Genomic DNA, 15742 nt, shown 5'->3' with positions numbered 1-15742 from the left:
TGATTAGATTTTCTTGGAGAAGATGCACATCATCAGTTTTAAAACCTTAAGAGAATATGCAGAAATTCATGCAGATTGTCAGGAAGCCCTTAGCAACTGGTATAAACTTTGTAGTAAAGCTAAATGGTCAAATTTAGTCGAAGTACAAAAAGTTTTTCCTAAAGCTGAAGCTGTCGGTAATTTTACGGTTTTCAATATAAAAGGGAATAAATACCGATTGATCGTGAGCATAGATTATGAAGGGCAATTAATTTATATTAAATATATCCTCACTCATGCAGAATACGATAAGGAAGAATGGAAAAATGACCCTTACTTTTAATTCCGAGAAATATAAAGAATTATTAATTACTTATATTCCTAAAATTATCAGGACTGAAGCAGAAAATAAACAAGCTTTAGCCATTGTAGAAAATTTAATGCACCGGGAACGTACTCCTGAAGAAAATGAACTATATCAGTTATTAATTACTTTAATTGAAAAATTTGAACAAGAATATTATCAGCCTGATGAGCAGATGAATCCTCCCTCTATGCTCTTGTTCCTTTTAGAACAATCTGACAAAACTAGAGAAGATTTGCAGGTGATTTTAGGAGCAGAAAATTTGATTGCTGATATTTTAGATGGACAACAAAAGATAACTCCAGAACAAGCGCGAAAGCTGGGAGAATTTTTTCATGTTGAGCCGAGCTTATTTACTGTTATTTAGAGACAGGACATACCGTTGCTGCAGGGCGACTAGACGGCGTCGCTTGAGGCGCAAAAGCAACTAATGTAATGTTGCCATCGCGATCTTTTACCCAGCCTTGCGCTTCAACAATTGCAGGCGCAGTGGGCGTTACGGCTATTGATGGGGATGTTTGCGGTACGTTAGCAGAGTTTTGTGAGTCCAAAGTTGCCAACGGACTCAAGTTAGGTGTACCTGCCAAAGGTTCTAGAGGATTTGGTTGTAAACTACCGCGTCCGGTGATGATAAATTCGCCTAAAGGTTTTGCATTGGGGCTTCTGGGGCAGATTTGGGCAATTTGGGTAGTGGCGTCAACAACTTGCGTGGGTAATTCGATCAGTCCAGAGGTGCGTTCGACTTCTGGCTGGGTAATGAAGATTTGTCCTTGGACACCGAGTTCTGAACTGGCGGTGATGTCGCTTTGTGGGGTGGGGAAGGAAGCCCGAACGATGCCGAACAGTCCTTGAGTGTTGATGGTGATGTTGCCGCCGCGTCCTTGAAAGGCGTTGGCAAATATGTCACTGTTTTCTTTGGGAACTGCGACGATGAATTGAGCATTCATTGTGATGTTACCACCGTTACCGCCTTGTGCTGCAGTGGCAGAAATCAGGCTATTTCGACGTAATAAAAGTAGATTTGCGTTCTTAATGCTGATGTTGCCACCATTTTGAGATGCTGTTTCAGCGACAATGTTAGCGCGATCGCTCAGTCGTACCGTGTTGGCGTTAATGTTAATATCACCTGCAATTGCACTGCCTTGACTATTGACAGAGATTTGGGCGTAATCGCTCACATTTAATTGCCTAACATTCACTTGGATATTGCCACCTTGACCGGAAGCTGTTGAGGTCGTGTTGGCAAATAGTCCGCTAGCGCTTCTTTGATTTCTGCCTGAGAGGTTAATACTATCAGCGTTGAGGGTAATGCTACCAGCTTGTCCTTGGTTAGTCGCTGTTGTAATAATTCGTCCACCTTGGATAGCTGCAAAATTATTTGCGTTAATCGTCACATCCCCACCTTGAAAAGCAGAAGTTGTTTGGGCAGTTACCAACCCGCCATTACTAACGCGAAAAGAATTTGTATTAACAGTTATCGTTCCCCCTACTCCCTTTGCATCGTCATCTGTTGCTGTAGACAATTGACTCAAATATCCAATTTTACTAACTCCATCTACAACAACAGCATCACGGGCATCAATAGCAATATTTCCAGCCCTACCTTCACCAGATGTGGAAACACTGAATCGTGCCCCATTTTCAACAAATAGCGAACCAGTATTAACGCGAATGTTGCCGCCATTACCGTTACTGTTATCAGCAGAAATACTGTAAGCAGCTGTGGGACGTGTCAAATCTTCAAATTGTCCAAACCCAGAAGCAAGAAAACTGTCGCGAGCATTGATGATAATATCGCCTGCATCCCCTCGTCCAAAAGTACTCGCTTGGAGTTGGGCACCATTTATCATCAATAGCGAACCAGTATCAATGCCGATAGTTCCACCTTTACCATCGCCGAACTGTCCAGGATTAAGGACATTTCCCACAATATTCGAGATAATTGCCCTGCTATCCAACGAAACGCGATCGCTCGCATTGATAAAAATATTGCCTGAATTACCTTGCCCTTGTGTACTAGCTTTTAGTGTGGCATTATCTGCCATTGAAAAAGTTTTAGAGTTGATGCGAATATCTCCGGCATTTCCAATGCCAGTATTTTCAACTGCACTAAAAATAGCACTACTAACTGGCAACCCCTCTTGAAGCACAAATCCTGATAGGGATATATCACCAAGGGCATTGATTATTACATCCCCTGCATCTCCCCGTCCAAAAGTACTAGTTTGTAACTGGGAAGCAGTCATAGATAAAGATCCGGTTTTAATGCTGATTGTCCCACCATTACCTCTCGCGTTTTCTCCTACTACACTCGATATATAGGAAATATTGTCAAGGTTCACTTGGTTGCCAACATCAATTGAGATATTTCCTGCACTCCCCTGTGCAAATGTATTGCTTGACAAGCTAGAACGATTAGATAAGGTTACTTGATTACGTGCTTCAATATCAATATTTCCTGCGTTACCTTTTTTTGTAGTGTAAGTACTTAAATCTGCTCCATCCGTAATTATTACTGAGTCAGCACTTATACGAATATCGCCACCATTACCATTTCCTTGTCTTTCTACAGTGGTTAAGATACCACTGGCTAAATTACCTTTAACCCCGCTAAATAAAACAGTGTCGCGAGCATCAATAATTATATCGCCCGCATTGCCTTGACCGAAGGTGCTACTATCCAGTTGAGCAGCACCAGCGATTGTAAGGGAACCTGTAGAGATGCGGATATCACCACCGTTACCAACGCCTTTGTCAGTAACCAGACTACTAATAAATGCATCATTATCTAAGGAAACGCGGTTACCTGCTTGAATTATGATGCTTCCAGCATTTCCCTTTGCAGAAGTATTGGCTGTCAGCCGAGCATTATTATCCAAGGAAACGCGATCCCTTGCTTGAATGATTATACTCCCTGCATTGCCTTGCCCGAATGTGCTTGCACTTAGTTGAGAACGATCCAGCATAGATAGCGATCCTGCTGTAATACGAATATCTCCACTGTTACCTGTTCCAGAAGAAAATCCAGACAATTCTGGAAATACGCTGTTTTGAACGACACTTCTTTCTTCGATTCGGAGCGCTTCTGAAGTGTTTAAGACAATGTCCCCTGCTTTACTGTCAGGAGTTCCCAGCCCAGAGCGAATTCCCGCTTGTACTCCACTGCCTTGTGAAATAGCCAGATTTCGTGCGTTAATGGTTACACTTCCACCATCACCAGCAGCGACATCAATCAGAGATCTATTAGTAAGAAATACGTCTGCTCGTGGAAGATCGCTTGGAAAACTCAAGCTACTATCAAGATTCAGCTGAACTGTCCCGACACCTGCAACTGCGCCAATTTCAACTCGTCCTCCAAAGGCATTCAATCCTCCAGCATTTTCTACAGTGCCACCTAACAACAGTAAGTTTTGTCCATCCGCAACCCGTAACCCAAATGCTTTGTCTCCAGTGGGTGTTGTTCCTGCAGTTGCATTAGAAACGTTGGCGATCGCCCCCGGATTAAGTTGATTAAAAAACAACGCCGAAGGATTCACTATCAACAACGGCGGCGCTTCCGGATTCGTAGCACTAAACTCACCCTGCTCCCCAAAGCGAAAAGCACTCGCACTCGTCCCCACAAACGATCCGCCTACATCCAATCGCGCATTGGGACCAAACAAAATCCCATTAGGATTAAGCAAAAACAAATTCGCGCTACCGTTAACGCCCAACGTCCCCAGGATATTTGAGGCTTCCTTACCTGTCACCCGTGTCAGAATATTTTGTATTCCTACAGGATTGACAAAATATACTCGTTGTCCATTACCCACATTGAACTGACTAAAACTGTGAAAAAGATTGCTTCCGCGTTGAGCGCCGCCAGAGATGCTGTCAGCTGCTGCACCCTTGATTTGGACGTTGGGTGTGAGGCGCGAACTTTCTGCCCCAAGGGTGTTATCTGGGGTAATTTGAGCGTGAGCAACCTTGCTAGTAAGCAGGAGAAGGCTGCATAGGAGGGAGTATTGAAGCCAAGTGTGTTTCTGATTCATCAGGAACTATATGTAGTAATGGTAGGTGTGTTGCTGGAAACTATATTCATGACTATTTCTGGCTATGCTCCACATATGCAGCAGTCGTTGGGTGACTATAGAGCGTAGCTTCGAGCGCTTGGGCAACAAAAGCAATCTTACCATCAGTGGAATTGTTGGATGCGTTTAAGAAATATGCCTCAACAATCACCTCATAGCAACTGAAATCTTGCACGATTCTCAAGCTTGCATTCTCGTCCACCTGGGATTTAAATCCCAGGCTCATAGGAAAAGTCATCTAAAGATGACTGCATGAGCTTTTCAGTCTACTTTAGTAGACTTGGGCTGTGAGCCTCGGAATTGATTCCGAGGCGATCGAAATGGGCTAATTGAAAGTGATGCAAGAAGTCAATTTAACGGACTTAGCTTATAGCCTAGGACTGTAAGTCCTAGGCGTACTCCGGTTAATTTGCTTGTGTTGTCGTCGTTTGCTGAGTACACAAATTTGCGACATATGTTTGCCGTTGCTCAACAAAAGACGGAGACGGATTCTCAACATCGTAGAGGGTTTGCACAGCATCTGACCAAGCTTTGGGAGCTTCGTTTGTATCATTCTCCTGTTTAATTTTGTAGTTGGTAAAGTAATCTGCTTTTATCACTGCAATATCTTCTTGGGAAGCTTTCGTTGCTCGTAGTTTCTGCTCTAAGGTTTGCAAATCTGCTTGAATTTTATCGCGATCGCCTGCAGGCATAATCTGAAATGTTGTCCATTGCTTACGATCAGAACTTGAGGACTCAGCTCCTAACAGTTGCCATTGATAAAGTTTACCTGGTTGCAGAGGTTCTTTCCCGTTGTAGGCGATTTTTTTATCTGTGGGGTTGAGAGATTGTGTCCACAATACGGTTTGAGTTTCGCGATCGCGCACGGTAATCTGAGCAGCTCTACCTTGCCAGAGAAACAACGGGCGATCGCGCCAAATAACGTATGTTTCCAGCAAACCAGGTGAAATGGCGCAAATACCACTGCGTGCGCCTAAACGATGACGGGGACGCCGCTGCCAAAATGCGCTAAGCCTAGCTGTAAATCCTTGCTGGACAACCGGTTGAGGAGATTTCGCAGCTGGGGCAGTCTGGGCGTTGCTGATCGCAGTGGTACTGACGAATAAGGGGATAATTGCATAGATAAACAAAAACTTGCGGTGTTGAAGATTAAATTGAATCGGACTTACGCTGAAGAGATCCCCCAACCCCCTTTTTAAGGGGGCTTTTAAGATTCTCTCGTTTTTAAGGCTATCGTGTACACAGATCTCGCTTTTTACCTCACCCTCGCTTTTAGCTGCGCTAAAATCTTTCCCTCTCCTTGCTAAGGAGAGGGATGCCCGACAGGGCAGGGTGAGGTTCCGAGGAGGTTTCGGGTTTTGAGTGCGTAAGTCCTGTTGAATATTAAACATCTCTCTCTCTCCTTGTAGCAGGTAAAACGTAAGCCAAAAACACTAACGATGGTAAAAGCCAGGGGAGCAAAACCGAAGCCCAAATATAAAGCTGTAACCCAACCACACCATAAACTGCTGTTGCTCCTATCGCAGCAGCTCTAATTTGTAAGCGACGGGTTGGACTCATTAAAAACTGCTGGCGTTTGAGGAGTAATACGGTGATTTTACCAAGGATGACTGCAACGCCAATCACCCAGACATCAGGGATAGGAATCACAAAGTGTCGCCGGAGAAAATGGTGAGTCATGTACGCCAAAGATTCACCCCCTGTCAGCCGAGATTGTTGCGTCCAATATCTCATCGCCATAGGTGCATCAAAGCGATCCGCTTGTCCAGGTGCGATCCCCAAGCGTTCGTCGCTTCCCACCGCAATCAGCACAACCTGCGAAAGTAGTGGAGATTTGTTAGTGTCGGGATCTTCAAGCAATTTCCAAGCGGGAATTCGCTGATAAACGCGATCAGGGGGAAGGGAGAAATCGACTATAGGTTGTAAACCAAAGGGCGGATACCAGTTTAAAGGAGGAGGTAAATCGCGGATTTTGGGAGCTATCTGCTCAATTGCACTCAGCAATTGGGTGCGTAAGCTGATCTTACTTGTATCGAGCCTTGGTAAGTCAAGGATTGAGGAGCGAGATGTGTGCACAAGTGACATTAAATAAGCCATTGGGCAAGCTTGGCGACAATCTTGATCTGGAAGCGGGATTTCAACAAAGTGGGGATCAACCACATCAATATATCCTTGCACTGTCCAATTTTGACTTGCAATAGCAGTCGCTTTACTGATGCTCAACTCACGATTCGATTCCAAAATTCCAGCAATTATTAACCACGTATTTTGGTCAACTGCTTGCTGTATGGCTTTTGCTAAATCTTTATCTCCAGATGGGGGGTCTTTTTGCGGTGTATCAAGCACCACATCTAACCCAACGACGGAAGCATTTAATTTTTGTAGGCGTTCGATTAACTTTGCTAAATAGCTGCGATTAATCGGATTGAGTTGAGAAATGCGACCATGATAAATCGATTCAGTATCAATCTCCACGAGTGCAACTGGGGGATCTTCCTCAGACGGGACTTGAACGGTTGCGTCGCGGTAAATTGACTGAACGAATGTGCGCCCGTTCAATAGTTGCCCTGCAACGGGGGGAATGCAACTGAGGACAATACTGGTGCATAGTGCGATCGCCTCAATCGGTTTTGGTAATAAATCATATAATTTTTTTGGCAATTTTGCTCGGTTTATACGGAATAAGGCAGAGCCTGGATAGCAAAACAACGAAGGCACCAAAGAAGCAGAGGGATAAGTATGACTCTTTTCCATCCGCAGAAATTGACGCGCCGCCATCATCGACTCGTACACATCCAAGTGTTTCGCCAACCCTTGCAGAAATCGTACCAAAAATTCCTGCGCCACACAATTGTGGATCGGTTCGCGCATCACTACAACTTGACTAAAACCAATATCAATCAACGCATCTGCAAGACTCAGTCCACTACAGGAGTTGAAAATAGCAACCTGTAGACCGAGTTTTTTTGCAGCTATCAATTGTGGTTTGATTTCGCTGATAGAAATTGACACACCAGGAGCAATTCCCAACTCGCCCCCTGTCATCTGAGTTTCGTTGCTGTGTCCGGCAAAAAATAGTATATCCCACCCTTGCTGGTCTGTTATTGCCTTAGTAATTTGTTGGATGGCTTGCTGTGGTGTTTGCTTTGGTTGCCAACCAACAAACTGGATATCTGCAATGCGGGAAAGCGATCGCACTGCCTGCCGATCTGCTTCAAAATTTAACCCAGTATCATCACCCAAAATCGCCAGAATACGCGCACGTCGCCGTTGTGGTCTTGTGTACTGGCTTCCGCTTTCTGTGGCAATATTTAAAGGAGCGCGAATAATCCGAATTGTTCCTGTGGTTGCAAACTCTGTGCCAAATTCCCAAGCTTCCCAAGGAAAACGATCTAACTCAAGCGGTGCACAGGTGAGAAAAAGTTGCACAGTCTCAGTTGTTTGTGGATTCGCCTTGACAAATTCTTGACTTAGTTTGGCAATCTGTGCGCGAATTTCGTACAGTTCGGCACTGCGTAACCAGCGATGAAACTCAAACATAAACTTTGTTTCCGCTTTAACAAGTTCCGCGTGCCAGTCCACTTTTATAGTTGCAATTCCACCACTAATCGCGCGTCCCCGCATTTGTTCCGACTGATAAAAGTTGAGATATGCCCGCCGCCATTCCTCATAAAGCGAAGATAACACAGTTGGATAATTGATTTGCACACTTAGATTTTGTCCTTGTCCCCAAGACAACGCAAACAAGCAAATTTTCTCAACTTTTTGAACTTTCAGGTGAAGAAAATGGGAATTAAATTTCATATAGAACTTAGTTGTTAGTAGTTGAGCAATTCAAGGCGTTATTTCCAACTCAAAACCAAAAGGTGGAATTTCAAAAACAGCATGATCAGCGCTCACCGTCACCCAAAATCGTTCGCCCCAATTACCAATAACTTGAGCATAGAGTATATCCTGATTTGTGTTCTCCTGAGACTGTTCAAAGAGTAGCTGTGTTTCATCTTTAATTTCCAGCTTGAGGTGCATTGATAGCTGCGTCGGCTGTTGTGGACTTAAAGCAATCAGTAACATCCATTCCGGAGAATCTAATTCTTGCGATACTACCCACGTCACCGCGTAGAGTCGCAAACTTCCCTGTTCCCAACGCAAGTCGCGGTAAGCGCCTCGCGCTGTTGCAGGAATATGAACGCCTTGCTGTTCCAAAGCTGTGCGAATCTTATAAAAGTCTTCTTCCAATGATCGCAGCCCAGACAATGTTAGCGATGGCATAAGCATCCATCCCAATTCCTCAGCCACCGTATCAAGCTGGTTGCGTAACCACAAACCAACGTTGATCAGGGGTTGAGAACGCGGGGGAGCGGAAACTTCGTACACCCAGTTAACGAGTTCAGGCTTTTGCAACAATGTCTTACCTTCTTCGACTGTCAGCAATTCCCAAACGGGCTTAGTTACAAGTTGAGATTGTAGTGTTGTCAGTTTTTGCCGCAGTACTGTATCACTCTCCTGTTGTGCAGATGAAGTTGTGGGTAGAACGATCGCATCTGGTTCTAAGCAACGCAGATTCAGCAGCAGCGCGTTGGGATCAGAATTAAACCAGGTTAGAGGTAGTGTATACGTCCAATCTTGTTCAAGTTGAAGTGATGCGGCTGCTTGATATCGACAGTACTGTTCGTAGTTTAAAAAACCAGAGACTGCAACCTGTTGTTCCTCTTCCTCCACCTGGATTGGTACATAGAAATGAGCCGCAAAATCAGGGATGTCAAAAACTGCACTTGGGAAGCTGACTTGGTTTTCATCCAGATTGCTAGAAGCTACGATACAGAGTTTGAAGGAATCAACTTGAACGTTACACACCGCCGCTATCAAATTTGCATATGCTGGTTGCCAAATTGAGGCATCTGTGCTATTTATTCTCAAATCTGGGGCGCGATCGCTCAGCCATTGCTCAAATCCCAACACAGCCAACGCAGCTAGATAAACTTGCCAGCGTTGATCTGGCAAATGAATTGATTGACTCAGACGCGCAGCTGTTTGTAATTGGTCTGATGATAGCTCGGTTTGCGAATCATTGAGCGATCGCCAATCGAGTAAATCTGTCAAATCTGGCATTGATGCAGGTTGATCAATCATGATGTAGGAATCCTTGAATCGAGATAACGACAAATGCGACGTGCCAAGAGACTGGGTAGGGATTGATTGCGAACCGGATTTTTTGCCTCGGATTCTGCTTGTTGGATGATGCCCGTAATTTGTTCATCTAGAATCACTTCTACCTGTTGATCTAAGCTTTGTAAACGTTCGGACTCAGTATACATCTTGGCGTAATCAACAATGCGCGATCGCAACATCACGAGCAATCGCTGACGGATATCAGCACGTAAATCGTTAAGTTTTAATAAACGAGTCACTTCATATTGTTTTTTTAATCCAATTTGCGGCGCGATTTGACTCATAGATTGACCTTGGCAATGGAAAAGATGTAGGGCATTGATAAATAATTGCTTTACCGATGAACGTTTGCGTTGCAGCTGAGAAATCCAATCGCCAATCACTTGAGAAATCGCCTGATCTAAACATTGAATAAATTGATTTTGATAATATTTAAGAAATTCAACTATTTCTTGATCATCTTGAACGACCTCTGCCCGATCTACAAACGGTTGAATCTCTGTTTGATCGAAAGAAACGCCATTGACCATTCCTCCTTGTGCCGAAATCCGAGATTGCCGGATTTTGGATGCGATCGCATTTAACTGTCGCAAGACTGCTTCAGGCGTGAGTCTGCGAATACTGCGAACTTTGAGATCATCAGCGATACGAATTAACTGCTGAGGCGTTGGTGGCTGACAGGGTTGTTTCGTCCCAGTAATGCGCTGTTGCAGGCGGTCTTCACGATAGACTGCATGAAAGCTTTGTAAAAGTTCACAATTTTGCTGAATTTCAATTTGTGTTAACTGATACACCTCTGCCAGAATTTGCTGTAATCGCTTCGAGGTTGTATCGTTCAGCAATGCCCAATCGCTGATTATATAAACACCATGCTGTAACAAAAACCGCTTTAGTTCTGGATGTTGCCGAACATAACGTGTTACCCATGTGTTGAGCGTTCCCTTTACTGGGTCGAAACTTTGCAAAATGGTCATCGCCAGAGAACGATAGGGAACACTTTCAGGCGAGTTTGATGAGAGCAACCCCTGATCATCTAAAACAAAAGGCAATAAATCTTGATAAGTAAAACCGTGGCGACTGCCAAACTTAACTGCCAAACCCAGACAAGCTTGATTGATTTGGTGCGAGATATAGCAGCGTAAACAACTCTCAGCCATTTCTTCATTCTGCCGCATTTGCTGCCAAAGTTGGCGCACAATCGTTGTATCAGGGACGTTATTCGTCCATCCAGGAAATTGGTTTTGGAAATAGCTCTTAGCAGCAATCATTGTTTCCACCCGACGCGAGCCAGTCGAATCTAACTTGACAAGTTGCCAATATTTTGATGCAGATACCACAGTGTTTTACTTATCCAAAGCCAGTCACTCTCAATTTTTTCACCTCCTCAATTTAAAGTCACTATTTTTTCAGGCGTGTTACTCATACTTCTCTCTAGTTCTGGCTGAGTCAACTCATGCAAAAAACTCCTTTGGCACTGGGAAATACCGATTTCTCTAGCAATGTAGAGACGTTGCATGCAACGTCTCTACACGTGTGGCACGCAACGTCTCTACACGTACCGTACTATTCTCTAGCGTGGAAAGTGTCCACCCTAAGGTTTTCGGTCATTTCACAACAGGAAGGGAGTAGTGGCAAAAGATGAAAAAATTGCCAAATCTCATCAAGCTAAACTGGATTGCGCAATAATTTGACGCACTTGATTAGGAGTCAAATTCGGATTGGCACTCAGCATCAATGCGGCGACACCTGAAACATAAGGTGTCGCCATCGAAGTGCCGTCTTTAAGGCCATACTTATTATTGGGAATTGTCGAGTAAATATCAACACCAGGAGCAACCACATAGTCTATTTTATTGTCGGAACCTGCCTTATTTGAGAAATCAGGTACGTAATTATATTGATCAATCGCACCCACTGCGATTCCCCAATCAGTTGCTAATGCCGCTGGATATATGGGTTTATCAGTACCATCATTCCCTGCGGCCATGACAACAATTGCACCCCGTTGCGTTGCATACTGGATAGCCAGTGCATCTTCAGGTGAGTAACTTCCACCCAAGCTGAGATTAATCACATCTGCCCCATTATTAGCTGCATAGATAATTCCCTGTGCAATACTCTTAGAAGTACCCTGGCCTTCATTATTTAGTACTTTGATTGGCATAATTTGAGAATGGTAGGCAACACCTGTTGTCCCAAATCCATTGTTTTCAGCAGCAATGATTCCAGCAACATGAGTTCCATGACTGTTATCATCCATCGGATTGTTGTTGTTGCCTACAAAATTCCATCCAATGACATCATCAACGTATCCATTGCGATCATCATCAATACCATTACCAGGAATTTCGCCTCGATTCCTCCAAATATTGTTATCTAAATCTGTATGCGTATAGTCCACTCCACTATCAACTACAGCCACAACAACATTCTTACCCGTATAACCTTTTGCCCACACTTCTGGTGCCTGAATCCTATCCAGTCCCCAATTGTATCCACCTACATTAGAAACATCAGCAAAAGGTGACTTTCCAATTGCTCCTGCTACGGCTGCCGCTGCATTCACAAGTCCGTAGCCATACACTTTACTAAATGTATTTGATTGTGCAGTTAAAGACTGTGACGTTAAGAGCGTTTGTCCACTCAACTCATCTGTCTTTGTTGTAGTTGCAAAATAGTTTGCCTGCGTTGTATCGCCATTATTTGCCAGAAAAGAAAGTGGAATTTGAGTATCAATACCAAATCCACTGTTATTATTAGCAAGAACTTGACCCGTTATGTCATCAATGACTTGTCGAGAAGAATCGAACTGAAAGGAATTAGAATTGTAGTCAAAATCACCTGCAATCAAATTCAGCGAATCATCATTTGTGTAGGCATATAGGCTGGAACTGTCATCATTTGTGATGTCTAGATAGTCAGAAAGACTGTATATGTCAGGAGAAATAGATTGTGCTTTTAAATTAGAGTTGTTGCGGAAATTCATGAGAAGACTATTAGAATCGAATGAATCCGCTCTAGGTGTTGTTAAAACTCCAGACGAATTTTCTAAAAATGCACCGCTGGTATCAATTGGAGTGTTAAGCATAGCCTTGGTACTTCATGTTTTTTGAGCTATGTTATTTACTAGTGCTCAACCCCACAGACTTATGCATTTTTATGAAAATTTACACTGATTTCTTGTTCTTTGCCTCTGGCAAGGGATGAATCACTTGAGGCAGCAGCCCGCTTTAAGGCATTCCCATGCAGAGCATAGGAACGAAAGAATGTCTTCACTGAACGATATTGAGCTTTATCCCACGTTACTAGCTTACGGCTTTGGACGTAATTCAAATGTCATTTGGGAAGGGTAGAAGCAGACATCAAATTCCAAGAAAAAATTCATACGCCCCAACAGTAATGGCACATCATCATGTGAGGCTCCATGCAAACACCAATCGCACAGGCGCAAAAGTGCTGATTTGGGCTGACAAAACTAATCCTCTTGGTTCAACGGGTGCTAGATTTCCAGCCAGCTGTACGGAGGTATTTAGCTCTTCCCAAACGGCTCCTAGCTGAATACCTATGCTGTATGGCAAGACATTGATGCTGGCTCCAGTGTCTAGCAACCCTGCAACTTGTACAACAGAATTTTGGTAAGTCAGTGTCAGAGGTAATAGCGGCACTGCGTCAATATCACCGAACGCATCACGTCCTTCAATGAAGGGAAACCTTTGAGCGTTAAGCATCACTTGCCTGTCTGTCTTCTTCCAGCAGGGTGGCTAGCTTTTGGGCAGCATCATGAGAGTTATAGGGAGACCACACATGATAGGTCGCTCCAGGTTCCAGCAACGATGCTTCTTCCTCATCTGCCAGTTCTTGAACTAAAAACTGCATGACCTGTAATTTTTCTACGCGAGACAGATTTCGTAAGGTCGATAACAATTTAGCTACGCTCATATTAGCTCAAACTCTAGTTACTTTTAAGTGCCTACTTCTCATTTTAACTTTACATAGTTTACAGTTAGTACGGATAAAAAGTTGAACCACAAATAAGGACTGGTTCGTAGTTGCGTTTCTGCGTAATCAACCAACCCAGTAACTAATCCCAATTCTACTGTTTGCTATTGGAAATTGATTAATGGCACATATCTTACATATTGACTCTAGTCCTCGTGGAGAACGTTCTTTCTCCCGCAAGTTTTCTGGTGAGTTTATCACAGCTTGGAAAAATGCCCATCCCGGAGATAAAGTCACCTACCGGGATATTGGTCATAATACAATTCCTCATGTAGACGAGCCGTGGATCGCTGCTGCTTTTACACCACCAGATACTCACACACCTGAGCTAGCTAAAGCAATTGAATTGTCAAACACCTTAGTTGATGAATTTTTTGCGGCTGACCGCTACGTCTTCGGTGTGCCAATGTATAATTTCAATGTCCCCTCCACGTTTAAAGCTTACATTGACCAGATTGTTCGCATTGGTCGCACCGTCGCTGTAACCGAGCAAGGTGGCTTTAAAGGGCTGGTTGAAGGTAAAAAGATCCTGATTATCACGGCTCGTGGTGGTGACTTTTCTCCAGGAAGCTTCGCTGCACCCTACAATTATCAGGAACCCTATCTCAGCGCGATTTTTGGGTTTATTGGAATTACAGACATTACATACATCAATGTGGAAAACCTCAGTGGAGGTGATGAAGTTCGCCAGCAGTCTTTTGCAAAAGCACATGAAGCCATAGCGCAAGCTGTGGCTGGTTGGTAATCTAATCTCTCAAGTAGTGTGGGCGTTGTAATGCCCACCCTGACTTGAAAAAGCAGGGAGCAGGGAGCAGGGAGAGATTAAATAAATTTTTCATCCGTCCTGGTGAGGCAGTGCTTGGCTAGAGTTTCCCGACTTGTAGACGCCCGGAGGGCGGCTTCCCGAAGGGTAGCAACTGCCGAACCCGTTCGCCTTTGGCGTGCCGTAGGCATAGGGTGTACGCAGTTCATGATGACTACTATGGAAATCAGTGAAAGTCATATAACTATAGTTTCAAAAGTTTAAAACCGCAGATGCACACAGATGTAGACACCCTTACACCCTTACACCCCTACACCCCTACACTATTACACCCTGCCCGTAGGGCTTTGACTTTTTCAAAATTTTTTCAAACGAACCGCAGAGGTACACAGAAAGCAGATGAGATAAATCCAGGAGGGAGAAAGCAGACTCATTTCTGTTACAGGTTTAATAGAGGTGTTCCCCTGTATTTGCTGCCGCAGATACTGGATGATGTTGAAATGATTAGGCGCTGTCCCCGTGTCAGACTGAGAGACAGGCGATTCGTATATGACATCAGGCACATAAACGTACCAGGTACTCTTGGCTTGTCCCTGATTGGGTTGAAGTGGCTGCACGAATGTGACTTTCCAGTGGTCGCCACCATATCTTTGAGCATTGCGATCAATAGATGAAATACGCAATTGCTGACCTGCTGTGGCTGCGTACTTATCTTGTGGTGCTAAATTTGATGATTGTTGCTGCCAGTCTTGCTTGAAAGTTGTACTTGTTCTGACTCTGAGCAAAGGTGAGGTTAATACATTGCTGAATAATTGTACATCAGGTGCATAAATGTACCAAGTGCTCTTGGCTTGTCCCTGATTGGGCTGAAGTGGTTGGACGAATGTGACTTTCCAGTGGTCACCACCATATCTTTGAGCATTGCGATCAATAGATGAAACGCGAAATTGCTGACCTGCTTGAGCGAAATACTTGTCTTGTTGTGCTAAATTTGATGATTGTTGCTGCCAGTCTTGCTTGAAAGTTGTACTTGTCCTTGTTCTTAAACTGATTAAATTTAATGGAACACCTGATAATTCTTGTACATGAGGTGCATAAACGTACCAAGTAGTTTTAGCTGTACCTTGATTTGGCTGAAGTGGTTGCTCAAAAGTGACTAGCCAGTTGTCACCACCATATTTTTGAGTATCACGATCAATAGACGTAACGCGAAGTTGCTGACCTGCTTGAGCGAAATACTTGTCTTGTGGTGCTAAATTTGATGATTGTTGCTGCCAGTCCTGCTTGAAAGTCGTATTTGTCGTCACTCTTAAAATAATTGCCATTGATGCATCTCCTAGTAGCACAGTTTGAAGCGTTGAAGCTTCTGTTGTTTGTTAATTTATTACTTCAAATCTT

Annotated in this window: 14 protein-coding genes and 1 pseudogene; 3 read left to right on the top strand and 12 right to left on the bottom strand. The window is 43.8% G+C overall.

Annotated elements, in window-relative coordinates; all coding sequences use genetic code 11:
- Window positions 1-22 precede the first annotated feature (22 nt).
- Window positions 23-322 carry a type II toxin-antitoxin system HigB family toxin gene (locus AC5JM2_RS08115; protein ID WP_495834385.1) on the top strand — a complete coding sequence of 100 codons (300 nt, stop codon included), beginning with the start codon at window positions 23-25 and terminating at the stop codon, window positions 320-322.
- Window positions 306-710, top strand: coding sequence for a helix-turn-helix domain-containing protein (locus tag AC5JM2_RS08110; protein WP_495834384.1), 405 nt, complete (start codon window positions 306-308; stop codon window positions 708-710). Before AC5JM2_RS08115 ends, AC5JM2_RS08110 begins: the two co-directional genes overlap by 17 nt.
- On the opposite strand, the gene AC5JM2_RS08105 is transcribed toward AC5JM2_RS08110, so the two are convergent.
- The 10 genes and pseudogenes from AC5JM2_RS08105 to AC5JM2_RS08060 all read right to left on the bottom strand — a co-directional run bounded on the left by AC5JM2_RS08105 (window position 703) and on the right by AC5JM2_RS08060 (window position 13521).
- The gene (locus tag AC5JM2_RS08105) at window positions 703-4374 is read right to left on the bottom strand and encodes a two-partner secretion domain-containing protein (RefSeq protein WP_495834383.1); all 3672 of its coding nucleotides are present in this window, start codon (window positions 4372-4374) and stop codon (window positions 703-705) included. The two genes, AC5JM2_RS08110 and AC5JM2_RS08105, sit on opposite strands and share 8 nt — an antisense overlap.
- A gap of 52 nt (window positions 4375-4426) precedes the next feature.
- Complete coding sequence (locus AC5JM2_RS08100; protein ID WP_495834382.1) at window positions 4427-4639, bottom strand: hypothetical protein; 213 nt, start codon at window positions 4637-4639, stop codon at window positions 4427-4429.
- A gap of 178 nt (window positions 4640-4817) precedes the next feature.
- On the bottom strand, window positions 4818-5804 hold the full coding sequence (locus tag AC5JM2_RS08095; RefSeq protein ID WP_495834381.1) for a hypothetical protein: 987 nt from the start codon (window positions 5802-5804) through the stop codon (window positions 4818-4820).
- Complete coding sequence (locus AC5JM2_RS08090; RefSeq protein ID WP_495834380.1) at window positions 5797-8217, bottom strand: CHASE2 domain-containing protein; 2421 nt, start codon at window positions 8215-8217, stop codon at window positions 5797-5799. Before AC5JM2_RS08090 ends, AC5JM2_RS08095 begins: the two co-directional genes overlap by 8 nt.
- Before the next feature lie 30 nt (window positions 8218-8247).
- Window positions 8248-9543: a DUF1822 family protein gene (locus AC5JM2_RS08085; protein ID WP_495834379.1), complete on the bottom strand. Its 1296-nt coding sequence runs from the start codon at window positions 9541-9543 to the stop codon at window positions 8248-8250.
- Window positions 9540-10919: a hypothetical protein gene (locus tag AC5JM2_RS08080; RefSeq protein ID WP_495834378.1), complete on the bottom strand. Its 1380-nt coding sequence runs from the start codon at window positions 10917-10919 to the stop codon at window positions 9540-9542. Before AC5JM2_RS08080 ends, AC5JM2_RS08085 begins: the two co-directional genes overlap by 4 nt.
- A gap of 323 nt (window positions 10920-11242) precedes the next feature.
- Window positions 11243-12670 (bottom strand): S8 family peptidase, encoded by a 1428-nt coding sequence (locus tag AC5JM2_RS08075; RefSeq protein WP_495834377.1) that lies wholly within the window; start codon window positions 12668-12670, stop codon window positions 11243-11245.
- Window positions 12671-12729: 59 nt separating this feature from the next.
- Window positions 12730-12915 carry a hypothetical protein gene (locus AC5JM2_RS08070; protein WP_495834401.1) on the bottom strand — a complete coding sequence of 62 codons (186 nt, stop codon included), beginning with the start codon at window positions 12913-12915 and terminating at the stop codon, window positions 12730-12732.
- A pseudogene (locus AC5JM2_RS08065) lies at window positions 12893-13310 on the bottom strand (pepsin/retropepsin-like aspartic protease family protein). The gene AC5JM2_RS08070 and the pseudogene AC5JM2_RS08065 overlap by 23 nt, the downstream one beginning before the upstream one ends.
- Window positions 13303-13521, bottom strand: coding sequence for a hypothetical protein (locus tag AC5JM2_RS08060; protein WP_495834376.1), 219 nt, complete (start codon window positions 13519-13521; stop codon window positions 13303-13305). The pseudogene AC5JM2_RS08065 and the gene AC5JM2_RS08060 overlap by 8 nt, the downstream one beginning before the upstream one ends.
- A gap of 181 nt (window positions 13522-13702) precedes the next feature.
- Here AC5JM2_RS08060 and AC5JM2_RS08055 point away from each other — a divergent pair, with 181 nt between their 5' ends.
- Entirely contained in the window at window positions 13703-14326 is a 624-nt protein-coding gene (locus AC5JM2_RS08055) for an FMN-dependent NADH-azoreductase (protein ID WP_495834375.1), read from the top strand.
- Window positions 14327-14403: 77 nt separating this feature from the next.
- On the opposite strand, the gene AC5JM2_RS08050 is transcribed toward AC5JM2_RS08055, so the two are convergent.
- Window positions 14404-14553, bottom strand: a complete 150-nt coding sequence (locus AC5JM2_RS08050) for a hypothetical protein (protein WP_495834374.1) — start codon at window positions 14551-14553, stop codon at window positions 14404-14406.
- Between the two features lie 147 nt (window positions 14554-14700).
- Complete coding sequence (locus tag AC5JM2_RS08045) at window positions 14701-15669, bottom strand: hypothetical protein (protein WP_495834373.1); 969 nt, start codon at window positions 15667-15669, stop codon at window positions 14701-14703.
- Between the last annotated feature and the right edge of the window lie 73 nt (window positions 15670-15742).

The organism is Brasilonema angustatum (genome assembly GCF_059505445.1).
Note: the sequence above shows the minus strand (reverse complement) of the source record. Positions and strands in the feature narration are given on the sequence as shown.